The sequence below is a fragment of the Parabacteroides massiliensis genome (assembly GCF_900155425.1).
GTDB classification, from domain to species: Bacteria; Bacteroidota; Bacteroidia; order Bacteroidales; family Tannerellaceae; genus Parabacteroides; species Parabacteroides massiliensis.
This window is the reverse complement of sequence record NZ_LT700189.1, coordinates 357,548-371,346: the sequence shown is the minus strand read 5'-3', so window position 1 is coordinate 371,346 and position 13,799 is coordinate 357,548. Positions and strand designations below refer to the sequence as shown.

At 50.8% G+C, this 13,799-nt stretch carries 8 protein-coding genes; all 8 read left to right on the top strand.

Translation table 11 applies throughout. The features are described 5' to 3' along the window. Positions 1–73 precede the first annotated feature (73 nt). The 8 genes from BQ9893_RS01570 to BQ9893_RS01530 all read left to right on the top strand — a co-directional run bounded on the left by BQ9893_RS01570 (position 74) and on the right by BQ9893_RS01530 (position 13,761). Positions 74–934, top strand: a complete 861-nt coding sequence (locus BQ9893_RS01570; protein WP_075964428.1) for an AraC family transcriptional regulator — start codon at positions 74–76, stop codon at positions 932–934. Positions 935–1,289: 355 nt separating this feature from the next. Next, positions 1,290–5,156, top strand: coding sequence for a TIM-barrel domain-containing protein (locus tag BQ9893_RS01560; RefSeq protein WP_075964426.1), 3,867 nt, complete (start codon positions 1,290–1,292; stop codon positions 5,154–5,156). Between the two features lie 164 nt (positions 5,157–5,320). Beyond that, on the top strand, positions 5,321–6,985 hold the full coding sequence (menD, locus tag BQ9893_RS01555) for a 2-succinyl-5-enolpyruvyl-6-hydroxy-3-cyclohexene-1-carboxylic-acid synthase (RefSeq protein WP_075965354.1): 1,665 nt from the start codon (positions 5,321–5,323) through the stop codon (positions 6,983–6,985). 75 nt (positions 6,986–7,060) lie between these two features. Beyond that, the gene (gene menB / locus BQ9893_RS01550; protein ID WP_075964425.1) at positions 7,061–7,885 is read left to right on the top strand and encodes a 1,4-dihydroxy-2-naphthoyl-CoA synthase; all 825 of its coding nucleotides are present in this window, start codon (positions 7,061–7,063) and stop codon (positions 7,883–7,885) included. A 19-nt stretch (positions 7,886–7,904) separates the two neighbouring features. Then, positions 7,905–8,933 carry an o-succinylbenzoate synthase gene (locus BQ9893_RS01545; protein ID WP_075965353.1) on the top strand — a complete coding sequence of 343 codons (1,029 nt, stop codon included), beginning with the start codon at positions 7,905–7,907 and terminating at the stop codon, positions 8,931–8,933. Then, positions 8,923–10,026, top strand: coding sequence for an AMP-binding protein (locus BQ9893_RS01540; RefSeq protein WP_075964424.1), 1,104 nt, complete (start codon positions 8,923–8,925; stop codon positions 10,024–10,026). The genes BQ9893_RS01545 and BQ9893_RS01540 overlap by 11 nt, the downstream gene beginning before the upstream one ends. Before the next feature lie 25 nt (positions 10,027–10,051). After that, positions 10,052–12,022, top strand: coding sequence for a DUF3857 domain-containing protein (locus tag BQ9893_RS01535; protein ID WP_075964423.1), 1,971 nt, complete (start codon positions 10,052–10,054; stop codon positions 12,020–12,022). A 44-nt stretch (positions 12,023–12,066) separates the two neighbouring features. Beyond that, positions 12,067–13,761, top strand: a complete 1,695-nt coding sequence (locus tag BQ9893_RS01530; protein WP_075964422.1) for a DUF3857 domain-containing protein — start codon at positions 12,067–12,069, stop codon at positions 13,759–13,761. The last annotated feature ends 38 nt before the right edge of the window (positions 13,762–13,799 follow it).

The following is a 13,799-nucleotide window of genomic DNA, read 5'->3' as shown; positions in this document are numbered from 1 at the left end:
TTTTGAAAAAGAGAACGTAAATATTCTGCAAATTATATTTTCTTTGTAGGAAAATCCTAATTCGATAGTAAAGATGTCCAACCAACAACTGCCTTTTTGCTTTACGCTGCTTTCCAGCAACGCTTCACCAACGTTCCGGAATGGCCAAATCATTTCGACGCTCAACAAATGCGGCCTTTTCCTTTGCCATCGCGGACAGATCGAAATTTCGTTGGAAAACGAACCTTTTCAGATCAGGCATGGAGACATCTACATCTACCAACCGTCCACTTTGGTACGCCTTCTGCACAAAAGCGAAGATGCGGAAGGGATGATTATCGAGGTCGATTTGGATTATGTCATCCCGATTGTCAATAAAGTGATAAATGTCGAGAACCTGCTTTTCATGCGGAAACATCCGTGTGTCTCGTTGTCCGAAGAGCAATATGCACACATCACAAAACTGCTTGAAGATTTGGAGAACCGGATCAAAAAGGAGGACAAAGCCGATATGAACATACAGCGACAACGCCTGATGCAGGAACTGATCAAGTCGATAGGGCAGACATTCTGTTACGAATTACTGAACATTTATTTCACCAAACTGCCGTTACAGCCGTTGCCGCAAGACAAAAAAGACCAGATATTTCAGAATTTCATGTTGTCTCTTTTCCGCTCCTACCGCAAGGAACGCGATGTTAACTACTACGCAAGGAAGCAACATATTTCTCCCCGCTACTTCTCAAGCATCATCAAGGAAAAATCAGGCAGCAGCGCTTCCTACTGGATTGTCCAGATGGTCATTACGGAAGCGAAACAGTTACTTGAAAGCTCGGACCTGAGTATAAAAGAGATTGCCGCACAGCTTAATTTCCCCACCCAGTCCTTTTTCGGGAAATACTTCAAACAATATGTCGGGATGTCACCCAAAGACTATCGCAAGTGTTGCTTCTGACCTGCCGGTTATTAAAAAAATACAATATTCCCCTTTAAAACAGCCTTTTTAGACAACACTGATAATCAGCGTTATAGTTTATGCAAGATTATTAAAAAATATTACCCTATAGGGAAAATTCATTTTTATGGGTATGAAAATCGATTTTCATGCCTGTGTGTTTCGAAATAAACCAACAGGTATTTCGGCCAATTATTACAATAACAATAAGAATGCGGGAACTTGTAGCGGATCCCCGGAAAACAAAAAAATCGGTTTTGGCGCAGTTGGTTTGTTTTCCCATAATAACATCGAAATATTTTATGTACTTTTGTCTCAGAATATAAAAATCTAAATAATTCAATCAAAAATCAACATGAAACGCTTAATGGCTAATCATAAACAGAGACAAGCGATCCTGATCGCTCTCGCGGCGCCATTGATGTTTTCTCCTGCCCCATTAATGGCTGAGACCGGAACCTCCGATCCTACAGTTGCCATCGCCCGGCAGGCGCAAACGATCGTCAGTGTGCAACAAATCAACCCGACTACGGTCGACGTCGTGTTCTCCAACAATCAGCGGATGACATTCGATTTCTACGGAGACAACATCTTCCGCATGTTCCAAGACAACAGCGGCGGCATCCTTCGTGATCCGGAAGCAAAACCGGAGGCACGGATTCTGGTGGATAATCCCCGCCGCCCGATTTCCCAACTGGACATCCAGGACGAGAACGGACAAGTGACCATCACGACCGGCAGAGTCAGGCTTCAATTGGACAAATCGACTGCCTTGCTGAAAGTCACCGATCTTGCCACAAACAAAATCGTTTTCGAAGAGACGAAACCTGTGGTTTACGAAAAGGGCAAAACAATCCTGACGCTGAAAGAAAACCCCGATGAATATTTCTACGGCGGCGGCGTACAGAACGGACGTTTCTCACATAAGGGAAAAGCCATAGCCATCGAAAACCAGAACAGTTGGACCGACGGCGGTGTGGCCTCTCCGACTCCTTACTATTGGTCGACAAACGGCTACGGTTTCATGTGGTATACCTTCAAACAGGGGAAATATGATTTCGGTGCAGCCGAAAAAGGAACGGTAATACTATCCCACGACACAGACTATCTGGATGCCTTCTATATGGTCAACGACAGCCCGGTCGCCCTCTTGAACGATTTTTACCAACTGACCGGTAATCCGGTACTGCTGCCCAAATTCGGATTCTATCAGGGACATCTGAACGCATACAACCGCGACTACTGGGTGGAAGACGAAAAGGGCATCCTCTTCGAAGACGGCAAGCGCTACAAGGAAAGCCAGAAAGACAATGGCGGTATCAAGGAATCGCTGAACGGAGAAAAGAACAACTACCAGTTCTCTGCCCGCGCCGTGATCGACCGTTACAAGAATCATGATATGCCGTTAGGCTGGTTGTTGCCGAACGACGGCTACGGAGCCGGCTACGGACAGACCGAGACATTGGACGGTAATATTCAAAACCTAAAGAACCTCGCCGACTACGCCCACAAAAACGGTGTCGAGATCGGGCTTTGGACACAATCCGACCTGCATCCGAAAGACAGCATCAGCGCCTTGTTGCAGCGTGACATCGTAAAGGAGGTGCGCGATGCCGGTGTACGGGTCCTGAAAACAGACGTGGCATGGGTCGGCTGGGGCTACTCGTTCGGCCTGAACGGTGTCGCCGACGTCGGATACATCATGCCGTATTACGGAAACGACGCTCGTCCGTTCATCATCTCTCTCGACGGTTGGGCCGGCACGCAGCGTTATGCCGGCATCTGGTCGGGCGACCAGACAGGCGGACAATGGGAATATATCCGTTTCCACATCCCGACTTACATCGGTTCGGGGCTTTCCGGACAGCCGAACATCACGTCCGACATGGACGGTATCTTCGGAGGCAAGAACCCGGCGATGAATACCCGCGATTTCCAGTGGAAAACCTGGACACCAATGGAGCTGAATATGGACGGCTGGGGATCGAACGAGAAATATCCGCACGCCTTGGGCGAACCGGCAACTTCCATCAACCGCTCGTATCTGAAGATGAAATCCAGCCTGATGCCGTATGCCTACAGCATCGCCCGCGAAGCGGTAGACGGCATGCCGATGATACGCGCCATGTTCCTTGAAGATCCGAACCCTTACACGTATGGTAAGGCTACACAATACCAGTTCATGTACGGACCGTACTTCCTCGTCGCCCCGATCTACCAAGAGACGCAAGCGGACGAGAAAGGCAACGACATCCGCGACGGCATCTACCTGCCTGAAGGCGAATGGTTCGACTATTTCACCGGCGAGAAATACACAGGCGGCTGCGTGGTCAACAACTTCGCTTCTCCGCTTTGGAAACTTCCGGTATTCGTGAAAGCCGGTGCGATCATCCCGATGACGAACCCGAATAATAATGTAGCGGAAATCGACAAGAGCCTGCGCATCTATGAGCTTTACCCGTCCGGTTATAGCGAGTTCACCGAATATGACGACGATGGCAGGACACAGGCTTATCTGAACGGCAAAGGGACAACCACACGGATCAAAATCGAAAACGACGACCCGTCAAAAGTCTCGATCACCATCCTTCCGACAACAGGCGATTTCGACGGCTTCGTGAAAGACAAGGCTACCGAACTGCGTATCAACCTCTCGGAAATGCCGAAGAAGATCACTGCCAAAGTCGGTTCTTCCAAAGTGAAACTGGCAGCCGCTCGTTCGATGGACGAATACCTGAACGGCACGAACATCTATTTCTACGATGCGGCTCCGAACCTGAACAAGTTCGCCACCAAAGGAAGCGAATTCAAAAAGGTGACGATCACCAAGAACCCGCAGTTGTTGGTCAAACTGGCTCCGACAGACATCGTCCTGAACGAAACGGTTGTCACCCTCGACGGCTACCGGTTCGACATGCCCGACACCCACCGCGTCTCTACCGGCTCTCTGGCCGCTCCGACAGCACAGGTGACTGCCGAAAACACGGAAGCCTACACGCTGAAACCGACCTGGAACAAAGTCTCCGGCGCCGACTTCTACGAAATAGAATTTAACGACATGCTCTACACGCAGATCAAGAATACCGAACTCCTGTTCGACAATCTTTCTGCCGAAACAGACTATTCGTTCAAGATCCGTTCCGTCAACAAGGACGGTTATTCCGACTGGTCTGCTTTCTCCGTCAAGACCAAGTCCAACCCGTTGGAGTTTGCCATCAAAGGCATCCGCGGAGAGGTGACAGCCGAAGAACAGGAAGGCTTCGAAATCTTCCGGCTGTTCGACTTTGCCGAGTTGGGCGATATGTTCCATACGAAATACCGCAAGAATGCGATGCCGTTCGACATGATCATCGACCTGCGCACCATCAACCAACTGGATAAGTTCCATTATCTGTGTCGCCAGGACGGAGGCAACGGTACGATCCTTGCCGGCGACGTGGCCTACAGCATGGATAAGGAAAACTGGACGGCGGTCGATTCGTTCCGCTGGGAACGCAATGGCGATGTGAAAGTATTCACATTCAAAGATCAGCCGAAAGCCCGCTACATCAAGTTGCATATCACGGAAGGCGTCGGCAACTACGCTTCCGGCCGCGAATTGTATGTATTCAAGGTTCCGGGAACGGAAAGCTATTTGCCGGGTGACATCAACAACGACAAGAAGATCGATGCGAACGACCTGACCTCGTACATGAACTACACGGGGCTGCGCCGCGGCGACAGCGATTTTGATTATGTCAGTGCAGGCGATATCAACCAAAACGGCCTGATCGATGCTTACGACATATCGGTCGTGGCAACCCAATTGGAAGACGGTATCGAGAATCCGGGTACGGACCGCGTAGCCGGAACGCTCTCCCTCTCCACCCCGAAGCAGACATACAATGCCGGCGAAACAGTCGAAATCACCGTCAAAGGCGACAGTATCAAAGCCGTCAACGCCTTGAGTTTCGCATTGCCTTACGACCAACGGGATTATGATTTTGTCGGTATCGAAGCGAAAAACCTCGGTACGATGGAGAACCTGACATACGACCGCCTGCACACCAACGGCCAAAAGGCGCTCTATCCTACTTTCGTCAATCTCGGTGACAAAAAGACGCTCGAAGGTTCTGATGCCCTCTTTACCATCAAACTGAAAGCAAAACGCAAAGTCAAATTCAACCTGAAAGCAACCGACGGCATCCTGGTTGACAAGAACCTGAATATGCAGAAGTTCTGACACAAAGAATTTTTGAAATAAACAAAAGCAGAAAGGCTTCGCCTGCCGGATCGTTCCGGGGCGAAGCCTTTTTCGTTAAGATTATGAATGTTTTCTGCCCCACAGATGTTATCTTTGCAGAAAAAGCGATCGAACCATCGCATGACAATGCAAACAAATACATTATGTACTCAGATAAGAAAAACATCCTGCAGCTCGTAGCTTTGCTCATCGAGCATAACGTCAAGAAAATCGTTTTGTGCCCCGGTAGCCGTAACTCCCCTATCGTACATACGATTGCCAACCATCCGTTCTTCTCCTGCTATCCGGTGACAGACGAACGGAGCGCGGCTTTCTTCGCGATCGGGCTGGCATTGCATGGCGGCAGCCCGGCGGCAGTCTGCTGCACATCGGGCAGTGCGTTACTTAATATTCATCCTGCCGTATCGGAAGCCTTCTACCAGCAAGTGCCGTTGGTCGTGATCTCGGCAGACCGTCCCGGAGCGTGGATCGGGCAGATGGACGGGCAGACACTTCCTCAACCCGGTGTCTTCGGCCCGCTTGTCAAAAAATCCGTCAACCTGCCGGAGATACATACCGACGAAGACGAATGGTATTGCAACCGTCTTATCAACGAAGCCCTGCTCGAACTGAACCATCACGGGAAAGGACCGGTGCATATCAACGTGCCGATCTCGGAACCGCTGTTCCGTTTCACCGCGGAAGAACTGCCGAAGGTGCGCGTCATCACCCGCTATCAAGGGTTAAACGTTTACGACCGTGAATATACCGGGCTGATCGAACGGCTGAACAACTACAACCGCCGTATGATCGTTGCCGGACAAATGAACCTGATTTATCTTTTTGAAAAGAAATATTCCAAACTGCTGTATAAACATTTCGCCTGGCTTACCGAGCATACGGGTAACAAGACCGTTCCCGGCATCCCGGTAAAGAATTTCGATGCTGCACTCTATGCCCTGCCGGAAGAAAAATTAGAGAAGATGGTTCCCGACCTGCTGATCACGTACGGCGGACATATCGTGTCGAAACGCCTCAAACAGTTTCTCCGCAAGCACCCGCCTCGCGAACACTGGCACGTTTCGCTCGACGGAGAAGTGGCGGACCTTTACGGTTCTCTGACAACCGTTATCGAGATGGACCCGTTCGAATTTCTCGAAAAGATCGCTTACCTGTTGGAAAACCGGACAACGGAGTTTCCACGTATTTGGGAGAATAACACCCGCGACCTGCCGCAACCGGAATTCGGCTATTCGGAAATGGCAGCCATCGGAGCATTGATCCAATCGCTTCCGACACCTGCGTCCTTGCATTTAGGTAACAGCTCGACCATACGTTACGCTCAGTTATACACACTCCCCGAAGATGTCGAAGTTTGCTGCAACCGGGGGACGAGCGGCATAGAAGGATCGCTTTCGACCGCCATCGGTTACTCCGTTTGTTCGGACAAACTGAACTTTGTGGTGATCGGAGACCTGAGTTTCTTTTATGACATGAACGCACTTTGGAACACCAACTTCGGCTGTAACCTGCGCATTCTGCTGCTCAATAACGGAGGCGGCGAAATATTCCAGGCGCTCCCCGGACTGAAAATGGAAGATAAGACACACCGCTTCGTGACCGCCACCCACAAGACTTCAGCCAAAGGATGGGCCGAAGAGCGGGGATTCGACTACTTTTCCGTCCATAACGACGGTGAACTGACGGATGCGATGGCTGTTTTCACCCAGTCTACCCCCCACAACCGGCCAATGCTGATGGAGGTATTCACGGATGCGTCTGAAGATGTACGGCTACTCAAAGAATATTATCACCAATTAAAAAAATAAGAACAATACGGCTACAATCATGGCCGGCATTTCAACAGTCAATAACTCATAATTTATAAATACAAGATTCATCATATGGGAATGAAAAGAGAATGGGAAACCATCAAAGAATATGAAGAAATCCTGTTTGATTTCTACAACGGGATCGCCCGCATCACCATCAACCGCGAACGCTATCGCAACGCTTTCACCCCGACTACGACAACGGAAATGAGCGATGCCCTCTATATCTGCCGCGAACGGCCGGATATCAATGTCGTCGTACTGACAGGAGCCGGAGACACGGCTTTCTGTGCCGGAGGCGACATGCATGTGAAAGGTCATGGCGGCTACATCGGCAAAGATGGTGTGGCACGGTTGAATGTGCTCGATGTACAAAAGCAAATCCGCTCGATTCCGAAACCGGTGATCGCTGCCGTAAACGGTTTTGCGATCGGTGGCGGGCATGTGTTGCATGTAGTCTGCGACCTGACGATTGCTTCTGAAAACGCGATATTCGGACAGACAGGTCCTCGCGTGGGGAGTTTCGATGCCGGGTTCGGTTCATCCTATTTAGCTCGTATCGTCGGCCAGAAGAAAGCACGTGAGATTTGGTTTCTTTGCCGCAAATACAATGCACAGGAGGCACTCGACATGGGCCTCGTGAACAAGGTCGTACCTTTGGACAAACTTGAAGACGAATATGTCGGATGGGCCGAGGAAATGATGCTGCTCAGCCCGCTTGCCCTCCGCATGATCAAGGCCGGCCTCAACGCCGAACTGGACGGTCAGGCCGGAATCCAAGAACTGGCAGGTGACGCCACCATGCTCTACTATATGACCGACGAAGCTCAGGAAGGAGGTAAAGCGTTCCTCGAAAAACGTCGCCCTCGTTTCGAAGATTATCCGAAATTCCCATAATCCCGAAGTCACGATGGCAATGCACTATCACATAGAGATCCGCCCTAAGACCTTGTACTTTAAAAAGCCGGCAGGGACTTCGCGCGGAACCTACACGGAGAGGAAGAGCTGGTACATCTGCCTCACCGCAGAGGAGACACCCGGTCGCCAGGGAATAGGCGAATGCGCCCCGCTGCCGAAACTGAGTTGTGACGATGTCCCCGGATATGAAGAAGTCTTGGCCAAGGCTTGCCAAAACTACACCCGCACAGGCAGAATCAACGTGGACGAACTGCGCGACTACCCATCCATCCTGTTCGGTCTGGAGACTGCCATCCGCCACTTTGAAGCTGGCTCCTTTGCCTTATGGGACACTCCTTTTTCGCGTGGCGAGACGGGTATTCCGATCAACGGACTGGTCTGGATGGGGAGCTATGAGGAGATGTTGAAGCAGGCGGCAGACAAAATCAAGTCCGGCTTTCGTTGCATCAAGCTGAAGATCGGGGCGATCGATTTCGATAAAGAACTGGAAATACTTCGCATCATCCGCAAACAATTTTCGTCCGATGAAATAGAACTGCGTGTCGATGCCAACGGCGCTTTCTCTCCCAATGAAGCCATGACGAAGTTGAACCGCCTGGCAGAACTGGACTTGCACTCGATCGAACAGCCGATCCGTGCCGGACAGTGGGATGAGATGGCCTTGTTAGCCGCTTCTTCTCCGGTTCCCATCGCACTCGACGAAGAACTGATCGGTTGCAACACACCGGAGAAGAAAAAAGAATTGCTTTCTTTCATCAATCCGCAATATATCATCCTGAAACCGTCCCTTCACGGAGGCCTGTACGGCTGTGGCGAATGGATCAAGGAAGCTCAGGAGCGGCAGATCGGCTGGTGGATCACTTCGGCTTTGGAATCGAACATCGGACTGAACGCCATCGCTCAATGGTGCGCGACTTTCGACAATCCGCTTCCGCAAGGGTTAGGAACCGGTGGCCTCTTCACCAACAACATCGACATGCCGTTGTCAATCGACAATGGACAACTAATAATTGACAATGGACAATGAACAATTGATAAACAGAAACTACCCCGATAATTGCCAATTATCCTCTTTTTTGAGCGACTGGGAGTCTGACTCTCCTTACTTGGAGGTACAGACTTCCGGTTCGACCGGTACACCCAAACGAATCACGGTCCGCAAGGAACAGATGGTAAACAGCGCCCGTCTCACCTGCGATTATTTAGGATTACGACAAGGGGATAAGGCGCTCCTTTGCATGCCGCTCCGGTACATTGCCGGAAAGATGATGGTCGTCCGGTCACTCGTGGCAGGATTGGACCTGATCGTGCGCGAACCTTCCGGACATCCGATGGCAGACATCGACATGCCACTCCGGTTCGCCGCCATGATCCCGTTGCAAGTATACAACACACTGCAAGTACCGGAAGAACGGGAGCGCCTCTGCCAAACCGATATCCTGATCATCGGCGGTGGCTCCATAGACCGCGAACTGGAAGCCCGGATACAAGAATTGCCTATCCGTGCCTACTCGACCTATGGAATGACGGAAACACTTTCGCATATCGCCCTCCGGAGGTTGAACGGACCGGAAGCATCGCCTTATTACACGCCTTTCCCGTCTGTCAAGTTATCACTTTCGACTGACGGGACACTGGTGATAGACGCTCCGCTCGTCGCCGACGGGACACTCGTCACGAACGATGTCACCGAGTTACTCCCGGACGGCCGTTTCCGCATCTTGGGAAGGAAAGACAACATCATCAACAGCGGAGGTATAAAAATACAAACAGAAACAGTGGAGGAAGCCCTGCGTTCTGTTATTTCTGCTAACTTTGCCATAACATCCGTTCCAGACCCGAAATTCGGAGAGGCGATGACCTTATTGGTCTCCGCAAAGAACAACCGTTTTCCGGATAAGGAAACAGCCTCTTCTTTCACCGGAGAACAATCTTCCCCCTTACCGGGAGACAATCTCTTCTCTGAATCAGGGGAAAAGATATTTGAGATATTACCCAAATACCAGCGTCCGAAGCATATCCTCCGGGTCGAAGCAATCCCACTCACCGACAGTGGTAAGATCGACAGGGTGGCATGCCGGGAACTGGCAAAGCAATTGACAAGGGAGAATCGACAATGAACAATTTTAAAAAACTCTATATTTTATGAAGTACTTATCAATCTTAGCCACCGCCCTTCTCGCCACGGCGTCTGCCTACGGACAAAATGGGGAAAGTTGCCGGATGGCACCCGATCCGACTCTACAAAAGCCGGAATTATATGCAGGTTACGATTGTGTAAACCTGCTCGACAGCACCTCCGTGACCGTACAGCCTACCGGCTCCGGCTCCTTCGCTGTCTGCAAGATCATCAAAGTCATGAACACGCGCGGAGCTGTCGCCAATCGCATCCTTAAATACGATTACGACCCGCTGACGGCACATGCGGAGTTCCATCGCGTCACCATCTACAAGGCAAACGGCGACGTGGTCAACCTCGACATTACCCGGCAGCAGGACTACGCCGCTCCTGCCCGTGCCATCTACTGGGGAGCCCGTCAGATCATGATGGAAGTCGGCCGTCTCGATCCGGGTGATATCATCGACTACCAGATCGACAAGAAAGGTTTCACCTATGCCTTGCTGACTTCTGCCACAGCAGGCGATGACGAATCCCGTTTCATCCCACCCATGCGTGGACAATTCTATGATATCGTACCTTTCTGGGCGACCGAACCGACCGTCCGCAAAGTATATAAGGTAAATATCCCGATGGAGAAAGAGATGCAGTTCCAGTTCTATCAAGGTGAATGTACCTCCTCCATGCGTTATGAGGACGGCCGGAAAGCCTATACGTTCGTCAGCACGGACATCATGCCGACCCGGCGCGAACCGAACATGGTAGACCTGTTCGACGCCGCTCCGAAGCTGATGATGTCATCCACACCACGATGGCAAGACAAATCTCTTTGGTTCAATAAAGTAAACGAGGACTACGGTAGTTTCAACGCTATTCCCGAAGCCCAAAAGAAAGTGGACGAGCTGATCAAAGGCAAAAAGACGGAAATGGAAAAGATCGCCGTTCTCACTCATTGGGTTGCCGACAATATCCGTTACTCCGGCATTTCGATGGGCAAAGGTGAAGGCTACACGCTGCACAATCTGAAAATGAACTATACGGACCGTTGCGGTGTCTGTAAAGATATTGCCGGAACCTTGATCGCATTCCTGCGCATGGCTGGCTTCGAAGCCTATCCGGCCATGACGATGGCTGGCAGCCGTGTGGAAAGCATTCCGGCCGACCACTTCAACCACTGTGTCGCCGTCGTGAAACTTTCCAGCGGAACCTATATGCCGCTCGATCCGACCTGGGTTCCTTTCTGCCGCGAATTGTGGAGTAGCGCCGAACAACAACAGAACTATTTGCCGGGAGTTCCCGAAGCTTCCGACCTTTGCCTCACACCGGTTTCCGCACCTGAAAACCATTACGTCCGCATCAAAGCCGACAACCGCCTGGATGCAAAAGGCACGTTGACCGGACAGTTCACGATCACGGCCGAAGGGCAGTCGGACAGCAATATCCGCCGCATCTTCACCACCGGCTGGCAATCTCAGTGGCAAGCTGCATTGGAAAACCAACTTCTTGCCGTTTCGCCTAAAGCCCGTCTTATCGGCGTGGATTATGGCAAAGACCCGAAAAACTACCAGGCTGCACCGATCAAAATGACATTCCGTTATGAGATTCCCGGTTATGCCCTTCCGGGAGAAGGAGAGATGCTGTTCAAGCCGATGGTGATGAACAATCTTTACAACCAGGTAAAAAGCTATCTGCGCATCAACACCGACCTCGAAGAACGCCGGTATGGTTTCAAGGATGCCTGTTCACGTCTGGTCGAACTGGACGAAACGATCCAACTCCCCGCAGGCTATAAGTTAGCGAGTGACGGAAAAGAAGACAACACGCAAAGTTCTGCCGCCGACTTCGAAGGTTCTCTCCGCCAGGAAGGCAACAAAGTAGTGTTGCACCAAAAGTTAGCGCTGAAGAAACGCGTGTATGAGGCAGGCGACTGGAACGGATTCCGGGATGCTGTGAATGCACATAAGTCATTCGGGGATTATATCGTCATAAAACGATAAGTTCTCCCTCTTCATGAATCATAAATTATAAATCATAAAATCAAATGATACAAAACAAATATAAACTTGCTTTCCTACTTTGCCTGCTGCTAATGGCCACGACAGCCTTCGGAGCATCGGAAGCAGAATACAAGAAACTGGCAAAGACCTGGACACTCAATGCCGATGGCAGCCAGGAGTTCCGCTATGACATGGAACTGACACTTTTCACTCACACGGCCATGAACGGCACCTACGGAGAAAGTTTCATCGTGTACAATCCGCAATACCAAGAACTGAAGATCAACTCGTCTTACACCAAACAGAAAGACGGCACGATCATCAAGACACCGGACAACGCCTTCGTGGAAGTTCTTCCCCGCAACGCGGCTGATGCTCCGGCTTACAATCATCTGAAAGAAGTGGTTGTCGTCCATACGGGCCTGGAACTGGGAGCGACTATCTATCTCGACTACACGGTCACATCCAAACCGGGCTATCTGCCGGAGGTGGATGTTTTCGAAGAACTGCTCCAATCCTCTCCCGTCAAGGAATACACCCTGACGATCGTGACACCCGAAGCCAAAGAACTTGCCTACACGTTGGCAAACAATCCGGCAAAAGCTTCCGTCAAACAATCCGCCGGAACCCGTACGACGAGCTGGACATTGCGTAACCTGCCGGCTTCTTCCCGCGCCCCGTTCGTCTCTGTCCGGAATGGCGACGTTCCTTTTCTCGCCGCCACGACCTACGCATCCGAAGGTGAAGCTTTGGCAACCCTGCTCAAACAGTTCAATCCGTCCGGCGACCCACAACTCACGACTTTGGCAGAGAGCCTGACCGAAGGGAAAGACAAGGATGAAGACAAACTGAAAGCAATCCTCGAATACACAACCAGCCATATTGCCAACAATATGCTGACACTGGACCAGACCGGCTATCGCCTCCGTCCAGCCGATGCAGTCATGAGCTCTGCTTACGGAACCGAAGCCGAAAAAGCCAACTTGCTCACAGGCCTGTTAAATGGAGCCGGTTTCAAGGCCGAACCGATGGTGACTTACCAAGCTCATGCAGACAAAGGGTTGGCACTGAAAGCGGTCGACCAGTTGCTCGTCTCCTGTATGGTGAACGGTGAATCGTATCTGTTCTCCACTTATTCGACCGGCCGTCCGCAAACGGTGAACTTCGACAGGACTCCGCTTTTCAGCCTGCAAACAGGAAAGCCTGTAGCCGTGGCCGTTCCACAGGATTACCAGATCAAGAGTGACATCACGATCAGTTTCAAAGATGGAAAAATGACGACATCCGCTAAAGAATCTGTTGGCAAAGCGTTGATGCCTTATTTCACGACAGGAAACAACGAGAGCAACCAGACGGCTCCTTTGGAAGTGAAAAACGGGTATGCTACGATCTCGCTTCCGGATGCCGGATATGGTTTTTCCCATCTGCCTTATGGTAACCTGAACAGCCAGAGGAAAGAAAACCTGCTGATCCCACGCCCTGTCAGCGAAGTCTATGTATACACGATCGAATGTCCGGAGAACATGGAACTGCGCACACCGGAAACCGACAAGACGATCAGCAATGCCGCCGGCAACCTGACCATCACCGTCAAGAAAAACGGACGCACGGCAACTATCACCCGCAACCTGAAACTGAACAAGCAACTTTATACACCTGCCGAATATAAGGATCTGCGCCTGCTTCTGACAGAATGGAGCGACGTGAACGGAAAGACGTTGTTGTTTTCGGTACGGTAAATGATGATTTATAATTTACCGGTGTGCAACTAAATGAA